This is a genomic window from Streptomyces tanashiensis (genome assembly GCF_014648895.1).
Classification (GTDB): domain Bacteria; phylum Actinomycetota; class Actinomycetes; order Streptomycetales; family Streptomycetaceae; genus Streptomyces; species Streptomyces tanashiensis.
Genome location: NZ_BMRZ01000008.1, coordinates 25200 through 43151, shown reverse-complemented (window position 1 = coordinate 43151; position 17952 = coordinate 25200). Strand labels below are relative to the sequence as shown.

17 protein-coding genes are annotated in these 17952 nt (G+C 73.2%); 8 read left to right on the top strand and 9 right to left on the bottom strand.

The features are described from left to right. Positions 1–193: 193 nt before the first annotated feature. Positions 194–1090 (bottom strand): AraC family transcriptional regulator, encoded by an 897-nt coding sequence (locus tag IE237_RS23410; RefSeq protein ID WP_189804062.1) that lies wholly within the window; start codon positions 1088–1090, stop codon positions 194–196. 101 nt (positions 1091–1191) lie between these two features. Continuing rightward, the gene (locus tag IE237_RS23405) at positions 1192–1731 is read right to left on the bottom strand and encodes a YbhB/YbcL family Raf kinase inhibitor-like protein (RefSeq protein ID WP_189804061.1); all 540 of its coding nucleotides are present in this window, start codon (positions 1729–1731) and stop codon (positions 1192–1194) included. Between the two features lie 215 nt (positions 1732–1946). On the opposite strand from IE237_RS23405, the gene IE237_RS23400 reads away from it, so the two are divergent. From IE237_RS23400 to IE237_RS23385, 4 genes are all read left to right on the top strand, one after another. After that, on the top strand, positions 1947–2624 hold the full coding sequence (locus IE237_RS23400; RefSeq protein WP_189804060.1) for a class I SAM-dependent methyltransferase: 678 nt from the start codon (positions 1947–1949) through the stop codon (positions 2622–2624). Between the two features lie 91 nt (positions 2625–2715). Then, positions 2716–3963 carry an ABC transporter substrate-binding protein gene (locus IE237_RS23395; RefSeq protein ID WP_189804059.1) on the top strand — a complete coding sequence of 416 codons (1248 nt, stop codon included), beginning with the start codon at positions 2716–2718 and terminating at the stop codon, positions 3961–3963. Positions 3964–3975: 12 nt separating this feature from the next. Next, a complete protein-coding gene (locus IE237_RS23390; protein ID WP_189804058.1) occupies positions 3976–6792 on the top strand; it encodes an ABC transporter permease subunit in 2817 nt (938 codons plus the stop codon). Further along, positions 6789–7547 (top strand): ABC transporter ATP-binding protein, encoded by a 759-nt coding sequence (locus IE237_RS23385; protein WP_189804057.1) that lies wholly within the window; start codon positions 6789–6791, stop codon positions 7545–7547. The genes IE237_RS23390 and IE237_RS23385 overlap by 4 nt, the downstream gene beginning before the upstream one ends. Before the next feature lie 65 nt (positions 7548–7612). Here the strand turns inward: IE237_RS23385 and IE237_RS23380 are convergent, their stop codons facing one another. Both IE237_RS23380 and IE237_RS23375 read right to left on the bottom strand, forming a co-directional pair. Then, a complete protein-coding gene (locus IE237_RS23380; protein WP_189804056.1) occupies positions 7613–8275 on the bottom strand; it encodes a deoxynucleoside kinase in 663 nt (220 codons plus the stop codon). 173 nt (positions 8276–8448) lie between these two features. Next, positions 8449–9279 (bottom strand): glycoside hydrolase domain-containing protein, encoded by an 831-nt coding sequence (locus IE237_RS23375; protein WP_189804055.1) that lies wholly within the window; start codon positions 9277–9279, stop codon positions 8449–8451. 196 nt (positions 9280–9475) lie between these two features. Between IE237_RS23375 and IE237_RS23370 the strand changes: the two genes are divergently transcribed. After that, on the top strand, positions 9476–9964 hold the full coding sequence (locus tag IE237_RS23370) for a phosphatase domain-containing protein (RefSeq protein ID WP_189804054.1): 489 nt from the start codon (positions 9476–9478) through the stop codon (positions 9962–9964). An 81-nt stretch (positions 9965–10045) separates the two neighbouring features. Here IE237_RS23370 and IE237_RS23365 read toward each other — a convergent pair whose 3' ends face one another. Continuing rightward, a complete protein-coding gene (locus IE237_RS23365; RefSeq protein ID WP_189804053.1) occupies positions 10046–10261 on the bottom strand; it encodes a dodecin in 216 nt (71 codons plus the stop codon). 278 nt (positions 10262–10539) lie between these two features. Here IE237_RS23365 and IE237_RS23360 point away from each other — a divergent pair, with 278 nt between their 5' ends. The 3 genes from IE237_RS23360 (at position 10540) to IE237_RS23350 (ending at position 13745) form a co-directional block, all read left to right on the top strand. Continuing rightward, positions 10540–11790 (top strand): extracellular solute-binding protein, encoded by a 1251-nt coding sequence (locus IE237_RS23360; RefSeq protein WP_189804052.1) that lies wholly within the window; start codon positions 10540–10542, stop codon positions 11788–11790. A 138-nt stretch (positions 11791–11928) separates the two neighbouring features. After that, positions 11929–12744 (top strand): GNAT family N-acetyltransferase, encoded by an 816-nt coding sequence (locus IE237_RS23355; RefSeq protein WP_189804051.1) that lies wholly within the window; start codon positions 11929–11931, stop codon positions 12742–12744. Continuing rightward, entirely contained in the window at positions 12741–13745 is a 1005-nt protein-coding gene (locus IE237_RS23350; RefSeq protein WP_189804050.1) for a lysophospholipid acyltransferase family protein, read from the top strand. The genes IE237_RS23355 and IE237_RS23350 overlap by 4 nt, the downstream gene beginning before the upstream one ends. Here IE237_RS23350 and egtD read toward each other — a convergent pair. The 4 genes from egtD to egtA are packed head-to-tail and all read right to left on the bottom strand — an operon-like array spanning position 13640 to position 17935. Next, the gene (gene egtD / locus IE237_RS23345; RefSeq protein WP_189804049.1) at positions 13640–14605 is read right to left on the bottom strand and encodes an L-histidine N(alpha)-methyltransferase; all 966 of its coding nucleotides are present in this window, start codon (positions 14603–14605) and stop codon (positions 13640–13642) included. The two genes, IE237_RS23350 and egtD, sit on opposite strands and share 106 nt — an antisense overlap. Further along, on the bottom strand, positions 14602–15354 hold the full coding sequence (egtC, locus tag IE237_RS23340; protein ID WP_189804048.1) for an ergothioneine biosynthesis protein EgtC: 753 nt from the start codon (positions 15352–15354) through the stop codon (positions 14602–14604). Before egtC ends, egtD begins: the two co-directional genes overlap by 4 nt. Continuing rightward, positions 15354–16679, bottom strand: coding sequence for an ergothioneine biosynthesis protein EgtB (gene egtB / locus IE237_RS23335; RefSeq protein WP_189804047.1), 1326 nt, complete (start codon positions 16677–16679; stop codon positions 15354–15356). Before egtB ends, egtC begins: the two co-directional genes overlap by 1 nt. Further along, on the bottom strand, positions 16676–17935 hold the full coding sequence (gene egtA, locus IE237_RS23330) for an ergothioneine biosynthesis glutamate--cysteine ligase EgtA (protein WP_189804046.1): 1260 nt from the start codon (positions 17933–17935) through the stop codon (positions 16676–16678). Before egtA ends, egtB begins: the two co-directional genes overlap by 4 nt. Positions 17936–17952: the final 17 nt, after the last annotated feature.

Genomic DNA, 17952 nt, shown 5'->3' with positions numbered 1-17952 from the left:
GGGCCGGCAGGGATTCCCGGTCGCCCTCCCGGCGCCCGGGACGGGGGCGGGACGGGGCGAGGGCAGACCGGGTCGAGGGTCGGCCGGGCCGGGGGCAGACCGGGTCGGGCTCAGGCCGGGTCCACGGGCAGCCGTGTCGCGCGGCCCGCTGCCAGGGGCGGTCGGCCGTGCCGAGGATCGCGGTCGATCGCGGTCAGGGCGCCGCGGCGGCCGCGTGGGCGACGCGCTCGCGCATGCGTGCCGCGTCGATGCTCGGCGGCGCACCGAACTGGCGCTTGTACTCGCGGCTGAACTGCGAGGGGCTGTCGTACCCCACCCGGTGGCCGACGCCGCTCACGTCGTGCGGGCGGTTGGCCAGCAGGAGTCGCGCCGCCTGCAGGCGGATCTGCTTCTGGAACTGGATCGGGCTCATCGCCGTCACCGACTGGAAGTTCCGGTGGAACGCGGAGACGCTCATCCCGGAGGACTGCGCCAGGTCCTCGACGCGGAAGGACTCGGTGTAGTTGTCCCGGATCCAGTCGACCGCCCGGGTGACGTGGTTCAGGCTGCTGTCCGCGAGTCCCAGCTGGCGGACCGCCTCGCCCTGCTCTCCCGTCATCAGCAGCCACAGGATCTCGCGCTTGATCAAGGGGACCAGGACCCGGCGGTCGCGCGGCCGGTCCAGCAGCCGCAGCAGGCGGACGATCGCGTCGATGAGCTCCGCCGGGGCCTCGCTGACCGTGATCCCCGGCCGGGGCGAGGCGGTCGAACGCGGCAGGTCACCAGGTCCGGCCCGCAGCATCAGCTCCGCGATGACGGCGGGCTCCAGCGTCATCCCGAAACCGAGTTCCGGCCCGCCCGGTGCGACGCGTCCGGTCACCGGCAGATCGGCCGAGGTGACGAGATACTGGCCGACTCCGTACTCGTACACCCGGTCGCCCAGGGCGAGCCGCTTGGCGCCCTGGGCGATGACCGCCAGCATCACGCCGGACATCGTGTACTCGGGCTCGGCTCCCGGCTCGGCCCGGCAGATCCGGACGCCGTCGACGGCCGTGGTCAGGTCGGGCCGCGCGTGCCGCTCCAGCAGGTCGCGAAGCTCGTCGAGGGACATGATCCCATCTCATCACGAGCCTCGCATCGTCCTCCCGCAGGCGAGAGGATCGTGCAAGGACGCGCGGAGATCGTGACAGGCCGGTCGCGCATCGGGGGTGGCTACTCCCCGGCCTCCTCGTACTCGGCGATCAGCTGACCGCGGGCGACGGTGCGGAAGCGGAGATGGAAGCCGACGAGGGCCGGTGACGCGTCCGCGTCCGGTCCCAGCTTCTCCCGGTCCACGGCGTGCACCGTGAAGACGTAGCGGTGCGGACCGTCCCCCGGCGGCGGCGCGGCCCCGCCGAAGTCCCTGCTGCCGTAGTCGTTCCGGGCCTGCACGGCCCCCGCCGGCAACCCCGTGAAGTCCCCGGTCCCGGCTCCGGCCGGGAGCTCGGTGACATCCGCCGGGATGTCGAACACCGTCCAGTGCCAGAACCCGCTGCCGGTCGGAGCGTCGGGGTCGTAGCACGTGACCGCGTAGCCCCGGGTGCCCTCGGGCCCGGCCGACCAGCCCAGCTGCGGCGAGGAGTTCCCCTTGGCGTACACGTGCGCCTCCGGCAGGACGCCGCCGTGGGTCAGGTCCTCGCTGCCGACCGACAGTTCGGGCACCGGCGGGTGGAAGTCGTGCGGCAGCGGACGACGATTCGTCGGGTCGCTCATTGCTGGTTCCTCTTCACGCTCTCGATGGGATGGTCCGGACCGGACGTTCCCGATCTGAACACGGATCAGGCGCCACGGACCGGCCGTCAGGAGGATCGTGCAAGGAGTCGCAACCTTTGTGAGCGGCTCTCCGCATTGCCGGAAAGCGGGGGGCGGGGAGTCCCGCCTGTGGTACGAAACCCCAGGTACGCACCCCGCGACGGAAGGGACTCGGAATGGACCACGACGGTACGGAGGGGCGGCCGGTGTCGGCGGCGGAGCTGTTCGACGGCCTGGGGATCGAGTACGAGCACGCCTTCGTCCGGCTGCCGGCCCAGCTGGAGGCGGTCGAGTGGCTCACGGCACGGCTGGGGGCGGGGGCCAGGGTCCTCGACGTCGGCAGCGGTACCGGACGCCCGGTGGCCGACCTGCTGGCGCGCGCCGGCTGCGAGGTGACCGGCATCGACGTGTCCGGCGAGATGGTCGCCCTCGCGAGCGCACAGGTGCCCGGGGCCCGCTTCGAGCAGTGCGACGTGCGCGCCTTCGACGCGCCCGAGGGCCACTACGACGCGGTGTGCGCGTTCTTCCCGCTGATGATGATGAGCCGGGCGGAGGCGGCCGCCACCCTGAAGCGCCTGGCGGGCTGGCTCGCGCCGGGCGGCTTCCTGGTCACGGCGACCGTGCCGGCGGACGTGGAGGACGTGGAGATCGTCTGGATGGAGCGCCCGGTCAGGGTCTCCAGCTTCTCGGTCGAGGAGTACCTGCGCCTCCAGCGGGAGGACTGCGGCCTCGACGTGCTCCACCACGAGCTGTCGGTCTTCGACCCGGACGACGACCGCGCGGCTCCCGAGGACCACCTCTTCACCTACGCCCGCCGCCCGGCCCCCGCGGAGGGCGGTGCACCGGCGGTCTGATTTCCTGACGCATCGTCAATTGATGGTGTATCAGTTATTGACGGTTCATCGGCCCGGTCACAGAATGCGGTCCCCGACGGAGGGATCGCCCGTGCCTCGACCGTTGCGCGTCATCGCCGCCACCTTCGCCCTGCTGCTCGTCACCGCCTGCAACTCCGCTTCGAGCGGAGGAACCGCCCCCTCCTCCGTCCGCGGAGTCACCGCAGACTCGATCAGGGTCGGCGGCATCGTCTCCATGACGACCGCCAGCGGCTACTCCAAGAAGGACACCGACCTCGGCGCCCGGGCCCGCTACGACCGGGCCAACGCCGAGGGCGGGATCAACGGACGGAGGATCGAGTACCTGGGAGCCGAGGACGACGGCCAGGACCCCGCCAGGAACCTGGCCGCGGCCCGCAGACTCGTGCAGCAGGACAAGGTCTTCGCCGTCTCCCCGATGAGCTCGGTCACCTTCGCGGGGGCCGGCTTCCTCGACGCCCAGAAGGTCCCGACGGTGGGCTGGGGCACCCTCCCCTCGTTCTGCGGGCCGGCGCATCTCTACGGCTTCAACGGCTGCCTCGTCCCGACGCCCGGCGGCACCCTCAACCAGACCTGGCCCGAAGGACTCGCGGCCGTCCTCGGCGGCGCGCGCGGCAAGTCGGTCGCGCTGATCGCCGGCGACAACGACGCCGGGAAGTTCGGCATCCGTACCTTCACCCAGGGCTTCAAGGCGGCAGGCTTCCAGGTCGCGTACGCCAAGGCCGCGGTGCCGGCGACCTCGATGCCCAGCGACTGGTCGGCGTACACCAAGGAGATCCTCCGCTCGGGCCCCGGCGGCCGAGCGCCCGACGCCGTGGTCTCCGTGATGCAGACGCCGTACAACATCGGCCTGTTCACCGCGCTCAAGCGGTCCGGCTACAAGGGGGTCATCTCCGACCCCACCGACTACGACCCCGGGCTGCTCGCCAAGGACGCGACGAAGCAGGCCCTCGACGGGGTGCACGTGCTGCTGCAGTTCCAGCCCTTCGAGTCGGACAGCCCCGCGATGCGACAGTTCAAGGCCGACATCAGGAAGGCCGCCGGAGGCAAGGACGTACCCCTCAACATGCATGCCATGACGGGGTACATGAGCGCCGACCTCTTCCTGTCGATCGCCGCGAAGGCCGGCAAGGACCTCACCGTCGAGTCCTTCCAGAAGGCCGCCGCCGGCTTCTCCGACACCGGGACGCTCGTGGGCGACCGCGCCGAGCCCAAGGGCCAGAAGGAGAGCTTCGGCTGCGGAGCGCTCGTCCGGCTGAAGAACGGGCGGTACGAGGTGGCGGTGCCCTTCAGGTGCTATCCGCCGATCCCCTTCGGCTGAGGGGCGCGCCGCGTGGGTGACCTACTGGGCTTCGTCCTGAGCGGGCTGGTCTCGGGCGCGCTGTACGCGCTGCTCGCGACCGGCCTCGTGCTGTCCTCCTCCGCCTCCGGGCTCTTCAACTTCGCGCACGGCGCCACCGCCTATCTGTGCGCGCTGGCGTTCTACGAGCTCCACTCCGGCTTCGGCTGGCCGGCCGTCCCCACCGCTCTGCTCCTGGTGTGCGTGGTGGCGCCCGGCCTCGGCTGGGGCCTGGACCGGCTGATGTTCAGAAAGCTGGCCGGGGTCGGCGAGACGGCCCAGATCGTCGCCACGATCGGTCTGCTGGTCGCGCTGCCCGCGGCAGGACTGTGGGTGGTCGAACTCCTGGAGCGGGCGGGCGCCCCGGTCCAGCCCGCCGAGAACCAGTTCGGGCTGCCGGGCGTCGGGCCCAGCCCCGCGGTCTCCTGGCAGCCGCTCGACGGCGTGGGCATCGACTCCGACCAGCTGATCACCTGGATCGCCACCGCCCTCGCGGCGGCGGGCCTCTGGATCCTGATGCGGCACACCCGGCTCGGCCTGCGGCTGCGCGCGGCCGTCGACAACCGTGCGCTGACCGAACTCCGGGGCATCAGCGCGGACCGGCTGTCCTCGACCGCGTGGATGCTGTCGTCCGGCCTCGCGGGCCTCGCCGGTGTCCTCGCGACCCCGCTCCTCGGGCTCTCCGCGCACGACTACACGCTGTTCCTGTTCGTCTCGGCCACCGCCGCGGTCCTCGGACGCTTCGCGTCGGTGCCGCTCGCCTTCGCGGGCGGCCTCGGACTCGGGGTGCTGCAGAATCTGGTGGCGGGGTACGCGTCGTTCGCCGAGGACATCACCGGCTTCCGTACGGCGGTACCGTTCCTCATCCTCTTCGCCGGTCTCCTCGTCCTGGGGCGGCGCCGCCGCCGCGCGGCGGGCACGGCGGCCGCGGACCCACCGCCGGCCGAGTACCTCGCCGGGAAGGGGTGGGGCCGCCGCTGGGGCGCGTGGCTGGTCGCGGGCGTGCTCCTCGGCACGGCGTTCTACACCGTCACCACACCCTTCTGGAGCGGGATCCTGGCCCAGGGGCTGGCGATCGGGCTCGTGTTCATGTCGTTCACGGTGGTCACCGGTCTCGGCGCGATGGTGTCGCTGGCCCAGGGGACGTTCGTGACCGGCTCCGCCCTGGTCGCGGGGCTGCTGATGAGCCACGGCTGGCCCTTCGTCGCCGCCGCGGCGGCCGGCACGGCGGCGGCGGCCCTGCTCGGCGCGGTGGTCGCGCTGCCCGCCCTGCGGCTCGGAGGGAGGTCACTGGCCCTGGCCACCCTGGCGCTCGCCTTCCTGGCGGATCAGGTGCTCTTCCAGCTCGGGTGGCTGCGCAACGGCGACACCGGCTGGGAGATCCCGCGGCCGGTCGCCGGACCCGTGGACCTGGGCGACGACCGGGCCATGGGACTCGCGCTCGTGCTGCTCAGCGGGGTGCTCGTCGCGCTGCTCACCCGGCTGCGCGGTTCCCGCTGGGGCCGGGCCATGCTGGCGGTCCGTTCGGCCCCGGAGGCCGCCGCGGCCTCGGGGGTGTCGGTGGTACGGACGAAGCTCCTGCTCTTCACGGTGTCGGCGGGACTCGCGGGCTTCGGAGGGGTGCTCTACGCCTCGTACAACACGAGGATCACGGCCACGGACTTCACGGCGATGACGGGCCTGGTGTGGCTGGCGGTCGTGGTCGCCGCGGGGGTGCGCAGACCGCAGTTCGCGGTGGTGGCGGGGCTGGTCTTCGCGGCGGCCCCGCATCTGCTGACGACGTACGTGACGGAGTCCGCGCATCTGCCGGTGATCCTCTTCGGCCTGGCGGGGCTCGCGCTGGCGAACGACCCGGACGGATACTGCGCCGCGCTGCCGTCGAGACTGGCGGCCCGGCGGGCCGCGAAGCGGGCGGCGGTGACAGGCGCTGTCCCCTCACCCCGCGTGGCCCCGGGGACCGTTCCCCCAGCCCTCGCGGCTCGGGGGCCCGCGACGGGGACCGTTCCCGCACCGCTCGTGGCGGGGGAGGGCGACCGCCCGTCCGCGCGGACGGCCGGGCCGTGCGTCGTCGGTGCCGGGGATACGGGAACGGGCGGCGGCCCCCGCGAGGTGCCGAGCGCGCTCGAACTGAGCGGCGTGCGCGCCGGCTACGGCGGCGCGCCCGTGCTGCACGGCGTCGATCTCGCGGTGCGCGGCGGAGAGGTGCTGGTCCTGCTCGGGCCCAACGGGGCCGGGAAGTCCACCCTCTGCCGGGTGGCGGCGGGACTGCTGCGACCGGCCGGCGGTCTCGTGCGGGTACGGGGTGAGGACGCCACCCGCGACGCGACGGTCGCCCGGGCGCGCCGCGGGGTGCGGCTGGCCCCCGAGGGACGGGGGATCTTCGCCGGGCTCTCGATCGACGACAACCTGGCACTGCAGCTGACGGCAGCCGAGGACCGCGACGCGGTGTACGCGCGGTTCCCCGCGCTCGCCGCCCGCCGCACGGTCGCCGCCGGGTCCCTGTCGGGCGGCGAGCAGCAGCTCCTCGCCCTCGCCCCGCTCCTCCAACGGCCACCGGCGGTCCTCGTCGCCGACGAACCGTCCCTCGGTCTCGCGCCGCGCGTCGTGGACGAGGTCTTCCACCTCCTGACCGAACTCCGCGACCACGGCACCGCACTTCTCCTCGTCGAGGAGAAGGCGGCCGAGGTGCTCGGCATCGCCGACACCGTCGCGTACCTCGCACAGGGCGAGATCGCCTGGTCCGGGCCCCGGTCCGAGGTCGACCGGGAGCGGCTCGCCGAGGCCTACCTGGGGACGGGGGTCCGCCGATGAGCCCCGGCCTGCTCCGCGCGAGCGGGATCGACGTCCGCTTCGGCGGCGTCCACGCCCTGCGCGACGTGACCGTCTCGGTCGGCCCCGGTGAGATCTGCGGCCTCATCGGGCCGAACGGCGCGGGCAAGACGACGCTGTTCGACGTGCTGTCGGGGATGCGGCGGCCGGACGCGGGAGCGATCGCGTACGACGGTACGGACATCACCCGCCGGTCCTCCGTCTGGCGGGCTCGGCACGGCATCCGCAGGACCTTCCAACGCCAGCAGCTCTTCGGTCAGTTGACCGTCGAGGACAATCTGGTCGTGGCGCAGGACTGGCGCGGCGGAGTGCGCCACGCGGCACGCCGCCGGGAGCGGGCCGCCGCCGTGCTGCACGAGTGCGGGCTCGACGAGCTCGCCGGATCGTACGCGGGCGGCCTGCCCGTCGGCCGGGCCCGCATGGTCGAGCTGGCCCGCGCGCTCGCCGATCCGCCCCGGGTCCTGCTCCTGGACGAGCCCGCGTCCGGGACGACCGCAGGGGAGCGTCGCGAACTCGCGGCCGTCATCCGGCACATGGCCGACGAGGAGAACTGCGCGGTGCTGCTCGTCGAGCACGACGTCGCCTTCGTGATGGAGCTGTGTTCGCGCGTGGTGGTGCTCGACCTCGGCCGCGTCCTCGCCGAAGGGACGGCGGCCGAGGTCCGCGCCGACCCGGCGGTGCGGGAGGCGTACCTCGGCGCCGGTCCCGGCAGGGGGGACGGCGATCACCCCTCCTGACGCTCCCGGTGGCGGTCGCCGTCCGGGCCCGCCGGGCCCGGACGGGGGCGTCGTGGAGCCGAGGCTCAGGCGCGGCGGCCGGTGGCCGCCAGGGCGTCCTTGACCTGCTGTGCCACGCGGACCGCGTCCTCGGGGTTGTTGACCACGTCGGTGTGGTTCATGTCGACGACGAGGACCTCGCTGGCCGAGTAGTGCTTGTGCACCCAGTCGTCGTAGCCGGACCACAGCGTCCGGTAGTACTCGACGAGGCTCTCGTCCTGCTCGAAGTCGCGTCCCCGCAGTCCGATGCGGTGCAGCACCGTCTCGAAGTCCGCCTTGAGGTAGACCATGAGGTCGGGCGCCTTGCGGTACGGCAGGCCGTCGATCTCGCGCATCATCTCGCCGAGCAGCCCCTCGTACACCTGCATCTCGAGGGAGCTGATGCGGCCGAGGTCGTGGTTGACCTTGGCGAAGTACCAGTCCTCGTAGATGGAGCGGTCGAGCACGTTGTCGCCCTGCTTGTACGCCTCCTTGATCGCGGCGAAGCGCGTCTGGAGGAAGTACAGCTGGAGGAGGAAGGGGTAGCGCTTGGCCTCGATCTCCTCGGGGCTCGCCGAGTAGAAGAGCGGAAGGATCGGATTGTCGTCGACGCTCTCGTAGAAGACTTCGCTGCCCAGCGCCTTGGCGAGCACCTCGGCCACACTCGTCTTGCCGATGCCGATCATGCCTCCGACGCAGATCACCGGCATACCTCACTTCTCCCTGGGGGTCTTCTGTTCATGGGCGGGTGAGCTGGGCTTCCGCACCACTGAGACGCACGCCGGTGGCCACGCGACCGCGTTGTATCTTAGATGACGATTTCGCCCGTGACGGCCGGTGACGGGAGCCTCGCCCACCGTCACCGACACGGTCGACCGGGTGGTCAGCCGACGATGGCGACCGGGGCGTCCCAGGCGTTGCGGTCGACGTTGATGGTGTAACCGCCCCGGGTCTCCTTGCTGTTGGCCTTGTACTGGTGGCCCCGGCTGTGGTCGGTGTACAGCTTGGGATCCCAGGGCCAGTCCTTCGTGGTGGTCTCCTGGCCGTTCCACAGCGCGTACCAGAGGTTGCCCGGCAGGTCGGTGCGGTCCTTGGCGGTGGCGATCGCCTTGGCGCTGGAGCTGCTGAAGCCGTAGAGGCCGGCGCGGTAGGTCTTGGCGCGCAGGGTCTTGGTGAAGGACCGGACGTAGGCCAGGGTCGCGTCGTTGCACGCCTTGTCGGCGATGTCGTACGGCTCCATGTTGAGGTAGATCGGGCTGCCGGCCTTCATGCCGAGCGCCGAGGCCTTGGCGACGGCGTCGTTGGCGTTGCTCGCCCCGACCGAGGCGGCGGTGGCCGCGGTGAACCTCTCCTTGTTCCCGCTCTTCTGGCAGGGCGGCTGGGCGCCGACGTAGAGGGGGATGACCCGCCAGCCGAGCGTGTCGACCGACTTGACCCACGACCTGGTCAGGTTGGGCTGGGCGCAGCCGCGGTTCCTGCCGCCGATGTAGACCGCGACGCCGCCGTAGTACGCGTCCTTCTTCCACGCCTTCATCGCGGTGAGCGAGGGCGCCGTGCAGGCGTCGAAGGCCCGGCCCGTGTAGGTCTTCTGGGCCGGCCACGCCGAAGCCGCCATCGAGGTCTGCGCCGCGACTCCGGCGGCGGCCACGACCGCGACCCCCGTCGTCGCCAGGGCTATGTAGCGCCCCTTCTTGGACAGTCGGTGCTTCGACATTCCCACCCCACACAAGATCCGGCTCCGGCCCTCCGGAGCCCGCTCACCCTATCCGGCGTCCGAGGGACCGCGGCAGCCGAGTGCGGCGCTGGGAATGGGGTCCCGGGCAGGGTCCCGGGCATGCTCCGACCCGCCGTGTTCCGTGCCCGCCCGCGATCCCGGGCGCCCCCGGCCGCGCGGCTCCTACGCTGGGTCCGTGACATCGGACAACAGGCCCCTGGCCGTCTTCGACCTCGACAACACGCTGGCCGCGACCGCGCACCGCCAGCACTTCCTGGAGCGCAAGCCCAAGGACTGGGACGCCTTCTTCGCGGCGGCCCCCGACGATCCGCCGCTGGACGAGGGCGTCGCGCTGTGCCGCGAGGCGGCCGAGGAGTGCGAGGTGGTCTACCTCACCGGGCGGCCCGAGCGCTGCCGCCGTTCGACCGTGGAGTGGCTGGCCGGGCAGGGGCTGCCGGCGGGGCCCGTCCACATGCGGCGCAACCGGGACTTCCGGCCCGCCCGGGTGACCAAGGTGGAGATCCTGCGCCGCCTCGCCGCCGACCGCACGGTCAGGATGCTGGTCGACGACGACCTCGCGGTGTGCGACGCGGCGGAGGCGGCGGGCTTCCCTGTCGTACGCGCCCGTTGGGCGGAGCCCTCCGAGGCGCTGAGGGAGGCTCAGGAGAAGGAGGGCCGCACCTGACGCCGGCCGGGAGTCGTTCCGGGCCCGGTCGGCCCCCGGCGTCGGTCGGCCCCCCGGCGTCGGGGGGCCGTGCGGACCCCGTCAGTCCTCGTCCTCCAGGCGGAAGCCGACCTTCAGGCCGACCTGGTAGTGCTCGATCGCGCCGTCGACGAGGTGGCCGCGTACCTGCGTCACCTCGAACCAGTCGAGTCCCCTCAGGGTCTGCGAGGCGCGCTTGATGCCGTTGCGGATGGCCGCGTCGACGCCCTCGGTGGAGGTGCCGACGATCTCGGTGACGCGGTAGGTGTGATTCGACATGGGGGCCGAACTCCTCTCGGTGCGTTCCCTCCACGGTGCCCCAGGGCGCGTCGGCGCGCGACACGACGGGGGCCGACGCGACCCGCGAGTAACTACCGACGGTAACGGAACAGATCGTCCGTCCGGGTGCGGAACGGGATCGTCAAGGACTTGACCATCTCGTTGGTCCAGACCAGAATCCAGGCCACATACCCGCGCGAACACCCCGTTCGGTCCCCCCATGTCGGGTCAGCCCCCATGCCGCACGACCCTGTGCTGAACCGCAGAAGGTGACCTACGTGAAGAACCGCCATCTCGCCTGCCCCCTGGCCGCCGCCACCGCGCTCGCCCTCGCGGGCTGCGGGATGCTGCCGGGCGGCGACGGCGGGACGAAGACCGTGAACATCTGGCTGATGCGGGACAGCGTCAGCGAGGACTTCCTCTCGCGCTTCACCGAGGCGTACGAGCAGGAGCACGACGGGGTCGAGCTCGAGTTCACCATCCAGGAGTGGACCGGCATCGGGAAGAAGGTCACCGAGGCCATCCAGGGCTCCGGCGGCCCCGACGTCATCGAGGTCGGCAACACCCAGGTCGCCCAGTACGCCGACACCGAGAAGCTCTTCGACCTCACCCTGGAGTCCGTGCGCGACCTCGGCAGCGAGGACTGGCTGCCCGGTCTCGCCGAGCCCGGCAGCATCGCCGGAGCCCAGTACGGCATCCCCTGGTACGCGGCCAACCGCATCGTCATCTACAACAAGGACCTCTTCGAGGACGCCGGGATCGACAAGCTCCCGGCCACCCGCTCCCAGTGGCTCGCCGACACCGAGAAGCTCAACAAGAACGACACCCAGGGCATCTACCTCGCCGGACAGGACTGGTACACCCTCGCCGGCTTCATCTGGGACGAGGGCGGCGAACTCGCCGTCGACAAGGGCGGCCAGTGGACCGGCGCGCTCGACAGCCCGGCCGCCCAGCGCGGCATGGCCTTCTACAAGGACCTCCAGGCCCTCGGCGCCGGCCCGAAGAACGCCGACGAGCAGACCCCGCCGCAGGCCGACGTCTTCGCCAAGGGCGACGTCGCCCAGCTCATCGCCACGCCCAGCGCCGTCGCCGCCATCCTCAAGGCCAACCCGGACCTCAAGGACAAGCTCGGCTACTTCCCGATACCCGGCAAGAAGGCCGGCCAGCCCTGCGCCGTCTTCACCGGCGGCTCCGACCTCATCATCCCGGAGAACGCACCCCAGCGCGGCGCCGCCCTCGACGTCGTCAAGGCGCTCGCGGGCGAGAAGTGGCAGTCCGAACTCGCCCGCGCCATGGGCTACGTGCCCAACAAGAAGGGGCTCGCCTCCGTCGTCGCCGGCCAGGAGGCCACCGCCGTCATGGCGAAGGGCGCCGCGCGCGGCCGGGCCACCCCCAACTCCCCGCAGTGGGCGAACGTCGAGGCCGACAACCCCATCAAGCCGTACATGACGGCCGTCCTCCAGGGCGAGAACCCCGTCAAGGCGGCCAAGGAGGCCTCGACCGCGATCACGGACACCCTCGCCGAATAGCATTCAGCGTTCGCACACCCGCGAGCCCCCGGACGGTCATGTCGAATCCAGCCGGTGACGGAAGAAGTAAGGAGCCGGGCCACCGCTCACGCGGCCCGGTCCCGCCCCTTCCCCTTCCGTCCGCCGGAGGAGCCCGCCATGTCCGCACCGACGCCCACGCTCGCCGTCCCCGCACAGGCCCAGGCCGTCCCCGCACAGCCGCAGGCCCCGGCCGAGCCGCCCACGCCCCGGTACGTCGTCGGTCTCGCCCGGGACCAGGAGGACGTACGGGCCGCCCAGCGGCTGCGCCACCAGGTCTTCGCCGGTGAGCTGGGCGCCCTGCTCGACAGTCCCGAGCCCGGCCTCGACACCGACGCCTTCGACGCGTACTGCGACCACCTCCTCGTTCGGGAGGAGGGCACCGGCGAGGTCGTCGGCACCTACCGGATCCTCCCGCCCGACCGGGCCGCCGTCGCCGGGCGCCTCTACTCCGAGAGCGAGTTCGACCTCACCCGGCTCGCCCCCGTCCGGCACGACCTGGTGGAGGTCGGCCGCTCCTGCGTCCACCCCGCCCACCGCAACGGCGCCGTGATCGCCCTCATCTGGGCCGGCCTCGCCCGCTACATGACCCGGACCGGCCACAACTGGCTCGCCGGCTGCTGCTCGATCCCGCTCGCCGACGGCGGCACCCTGGCCGCCGCCACCTGGGACACCGTCAAGGCCAAGCACCTCGCCCCCGAGGAGTACTGGGTCACCCCGCACAAGCTGTGGAGCCCCGACGGCATCACCCGCCCCGAAGGCCGCACCGAACTCCCCCCGCTGCTCCGCGGCTATCTGCGGCTCGGCGCCTGGGTCTGCGGCGCCCCCGCGCACGACCCCGACTTCGGCGTCGCCGACCTCTACGTGCTGCTCTCGCTGCGCCGCACGAACCCGCGCTACCTCAACCACTTCCTCTCGCTCGCCCCGGCGCGGTGAACGGCTCCACGGCACTCCCGCCGTGGCTCCCCACGGCGCCGTGCACCCCGGGCCGCTGCGCCGCCCACCCGGAGACCGGCCGTGACCACCCGGCCGAGCGGGCCGGTGCCGTCCTCGCCGCGGCCCGGCTGACGGCCGGGATCGGCGCCGTCCTCGTCGGCGTCCTGCTCGCCCCGGCCGCGGGGCTGCTCCCCGCGGCCGCCCGGCTCGCCCTCGTCCGGAGCTGGGTGCGGGCGGTCGTCCGCGCCTTCGGCGTACGCGTGCGGTACGAGGGGACGGCCGACGCGGTCACCGGCCCGCTCCTCGTCGTCGCCAACCACGTCTCCTGGCTGGACATCCCCCTCGTCGCCGCCGTGCTGCCCGGCCGGATGGTGGCCAAGACGGAGGTCCGCCGCTGGCCCGTGCTCGGCACGCTCGCTGCGCTCGGCGGCACCCTCTTCATCGACCGGGACCGGCTCCGGGCCCTGCCGGCCACCGTCAGGGCGATGTCCGGGGTGCTCGCCGACGGGGGCCGGGTGGTGGTCTTCCCCGAGGGATCGACCTGGTGCGGGCGGGCGCGGGGGCGCTTCCGGCCCGCCGCGTTCCAGGCCGCTCTGGACAGTGGATCCGCCGTGCTTCCGGTACGGCTCGACTACGGGCCGACCGGAGCCGCCGCGTACGTCGGGGACGATCCGCTCGGCGCGTCGCTGTGGAGGGTGGTCACGGCGCGGCGCATGGTGGCCAGTATCCGAATACTGGATCCGATATCCAGCATCCAGTATCCGGACCGCCGTGCCCTGGCCGCCGCGGCCGAGCGGGCCGTCGCCCGCCCGACCGTCCCCGAGCAGACCGCCACCGAGCAGACCGTCCCCGAGCAGACCGCCCCCGAGCCCGGCGTCCCTCGCCCGACCGTCCCTCAGCCCACCGTCGCCAAGGACAGCGCGAACCTGTCCTCGCTGTCCGTCCACCAGCGGGTCAGTTCGAGGCCGACCGCCGCCAGCTCCTTCCGTACACCCGCCTGACGGAACTTCGCCGAGACCTCCGTCCGCATCTCCTCGCCCGCCGCGAACGGCACCACGAGATCCAGCTCCGGGATCTTCACGGTCAGCGCGCGGCGGGCGCGCAGCCGCATCTCGATCCACTCCCGCTCGGCGTCCCAGACCGCCACGTGGTCGAAGGCGGCCGGATCGGCGTCCGCACCCAGCTCCCGGTCGATCACGGACAGCACGTTCTTGTTGAACTCCGCCGTCACCCCGGCCGCGTCGTCGTAGGCCGCCACGAGGGTCGCCTCGTCCTTCACCAGGTCCGTGCCGAGCAGCAGCGCGTCGCCCGGCGTGAGCATGGCGCGGACCGAACGCAGGAAGGTGTGCCGCTCGGTGGGGAGCAGATTGCCGATCGTGCCCCCGAGGAAGGCCACCAGACGCGGCCCGGGCGTCCCCGGCAGCGCGAGCCCCCGGGTGAAGTCGGCGACCAGGGCGTGCACCCACAGCCCCGGCCGGTCCGCGAGCAGCGACTCGGCCGCCCCGGTCAGGGCGGACTCGCTCACGTCCACGGGCACGTACGCGTCCAGATCCGGCAGCAGCGCGTCGATCAGGAACCGTGTCTTCTCGGAGGAGCCGGAGCCCAGCTCCACCAGCGTCCGGGCGCCGGTCGCGGCGGCGATCTCCGGGGCACGCGCGGCCAGGATCTCCCGCTCCGCGCGCGTGGGGTAGTACTCGGGCAGCCGGGTGATCTCCTCGAAGAGCTCGCTGCCCCGGGCGTCGTAGAACCACTTGGGCGGCAGCTCCTTCGGGGAGCGGGTCAGTCCGTGGAGGACGTCGGCGCGAAGATCGGCGCCGGCGGCGTCCGCGGCGAGGGTGCGGGTCAGCTGGAACGGGCTCACGCGGACGGCTCCTTGAGCGGGGAGAGGGTGACATCGGCGCGATCGGCGGTGACGAGCGTGTGCTCGGGCACCTCCCGCCAGCGCGGATCGTCGTCGTACGGTTCGGAGGCCACGACCACACGGCCGGGGCCCGTCAGGTACCAGAGGCTGTTCCGCCAGGCGGTCGCGGCGATCCGCTCGCCGTCGGTGAGCAGCAGGTTCAGCCGGGAGCCGGGGGCCGCGGCCGCGACCTCCCGCACCGTGTCGGCCAGCGCGGCCCCCGGCGCGTCACCGGCCCGCAGCCGGTGCAGCACGAGCGCCCAGAGCAGCGCCGAGTCCGTGCGCGCCTCCAGGCGCAGCAGCTCCCCGGCGGGCAGCGCGGCGGCGAGCGCCGTGAGGGAGTCCGGCCAGCCCCCGACCGCGCCGTTGTGGCTGAACAGCCAGGGCCCGGCGGTGAACGGCGCCGCCGCGGCCTCCCCGTCGGCGCCGGGGAGCGTGGCCCCCCGGACCGCCCCGAGGAAGGCGCCGGAGCGCACCACCCGGGCGAGGTCGGCGAAGGACAGGTCGCCCCAGATCGGGCCGGGCCGGCGGTACCGCGCGGGCACCGGATCCCCCTCGCCGTACCAGCCCACGCCGAAGCCGTCGGCGTTCACCACTCCGCTGTCCTGCGTACGGGGTTCCCAGGACTGGCGCAGCAGGGCGTGCACCGGCCGGACCAGCAGCTCTCCCAGCGCCACCGGCCCGCCCACGTAAGCGACATGACGGCACATCAGTCGAGCTCCGCGGTCCGCGCCGTCCGGAAGCCGGAGAAGATCTGGCGCCGCACCGGCAGGTCCCAGTTGCGGAAGGTGCCCCGGCAGGCGACCGGGTCCACCGCGAACGAACCGCCCCGCAGCACCTTGTACTCCGGCCCGAAGAACACCTCCGAGTACTCCTTGTACGGGAAGGCCGTGAAGCCCGGGTACGGCAGGAAGTCGCTCGCCGTCCACTCCCACACGTCACCGATCAGCTGCCGAACCCCGAGGGGCGAGGCACCCGCCGGATAGCTGCCCGCCGCCGCGGGCCGCAGGTGCCGCTGGCCGAGGTTCGCGTGCGCGGGGCCCGGATCGGCGTCGCCCCACGGATAGCGGCGGGAGCGCCCGGAGACCGGGTCGTGACGGGCCGCCTTCTCCCACTCCGCCTCGGTCGGGAGCCGTCGCCCCGCCCAGCGGGCGTAGGCGTCCGCCTCGTACCAGCTGACGTGCAGGACCGGCTCCTCCTCGGGCACCGGTTCCGTCACCCCGAAGCGCCGGCGCAGCCACTGGCCGCCGTCCCGGCGCCAGAACAGGGGAGCCCCGATGCCGTGCTCCCGTATCTGCGCCCAGCCCTCCGGCCGCCACCAGCGTCGGTCCGTGTAGCCGCCGTCGGCCATGAAGGCGAGGTAGGCGCCGTTCGTGACGGGGGTCGTGTCGATGTGGAAGGCGGGGACGACGCGGGCGTGCGCGGGGCGTTCGTTGTCCAGGGCCCACGGCTCGTCCGAGGTGCCCATGGTGAACGGGCCGCCGGGGACGAGGACTTCGGGGGGCAGCGGACCGGACCGCAGGACCGGGGGCGGGGGAGCGGTCAGCGCCGCGGGCCCCTTCCGCAGCTGATGGGTGATCAGCATCGTCTCGTCGTGCTGCTGTTCGTGCTGGGCGATCATGCCGAAGGCGAAGCCCGCGTCGAGCAGCGGCCGCCCCTCCAGCGGGGTCCGTTCGAGCACGTCGAGGACCCGGAGCCGGACGTCCGCCGCGTAGCCGCGCGCCTCGACCGGCGAGAGCAGCGGCAGCGAAGGACGGGAGGCGCGCGGGTGCTGGAAGGCGTCGTACAGCGAGTCGATCTCGGGCCGCAGCGCGTCGCGCCCCGCGACGGCCCGCCACAGCCACTGCTCCTCCTGATTTCCGATGTGCGCCAGATCCCAGACCAGCGGCGACATCAGGGGCGAGTGCTGCGCGGTGAGCTCGCCGTCCTCCACGCAGGAGGTGAGGAGCGCGGTGCGGTCCCGCGCGGTGGTGAGGGCGTCGAGGGCCCGCCGCCGCAGGGCCTCGGGCCCGGCGCCCGTCTCGGTCGCCGTCATGACGTCACCACCTGGAGGTTGTCGGCCGGGCAGCTCCCGGGGATCACGTACCGCTCGTGGAAGGCGGCGACGGCCCGCCGCACCTCCTCGCTCGCCCCGATCCGGGGCAGCGCGTCGAGCGCGGCGGAGAACACCGCCCGGGCGGCGGCGTGCAGCCCGGGATCGGCGAGGCCGTCGCGGGCCGCCGCCCGCCACAGCGGATTGCGCGGGGCGGGACCGGGACCCGCCTGCTCCGCGAGGGGCTTCACCGCCCGGTACACGGTCTCCGCCGCCTCCGGGTCGTCGAAGACGGCCGTCGTCACCGCCACCGGCACCATCCAGCCGTCCGGGCCCGGCTGCGCGTCCACCATCCGCAGCTCCAGATGACCGCGCGGCCGCACCGGCGGGAACAGGGTCGTCATGTGATAGCGCAGGTCGTCGGCGTCGGCCGGACGGGGGACGTCCGTGCGCAGCCAGTCCCGGAACGTCAGGCCCTCCGGCACCGCCCACGGACCCTCCTCGGCCCGTACGCACATCACCGGAGTGTCCAGGACGTGCGCCGCCCACTCCGCGCGCGGCTCGCCGTCCGGCGGCGGCGCGAGCGCCCGCCGGGGGTCGAGATCCGTCCACAGCGCCTGCCGCGTCGAGCGCCAGCCGGTGCGGCGCCCACCGTGCACCGGAGAGTTGGCGAAGGCCGCCACGAGCACCGCCCCGAGCAGATGGGCGAGCTGCCAGCGCCGGTGGTACCCGAGCGGGCCCGGCTCCTCGAGCCCGGCGTCGAGGCAGATCTGCACCGAGGCCGAGTCGCACATCATCGCCCGCCCGGCCGGTCCGGTCCGGTCGAGCGCGGTCTCCATCGCGTCGTACCGCGGCTCGTGGAGCACCCGGCCGCGCGGCGCGTGCCAGGGGTCCACCCCGTATCCGCTGAGGGTGAGACCGAGCGGTCCGAGCGCCGCCCGCACCGCGGCCAGATCGGCGGCGAGCGAGTCGAGGCACTCCATGAGGGAGCCGGCCGGGCGCGAGCTGAGCTCCAGCTGCCCACCGGGTTCGAACGTCAGGGCCGACACCAGAGGCAGGGCCCGTACGGTGTCCAGCGCGGCCGCGAGTCTCGGCGGCCGTACGGGAAGGCGGGGATCGCGCAGTTCGTGCACGAGCCACTCCAGCTCCACCCCCACCGTGCGGGGCGGGCCGGTCTTGAAGCAGATACATCGCAGCAGGTCCTCCGCCTCCGCCTCGGTGAGAGGGGGGCCGCCACGCGGTATGCCGCTCGGCGACATCCGTGCACCTCCTGGTC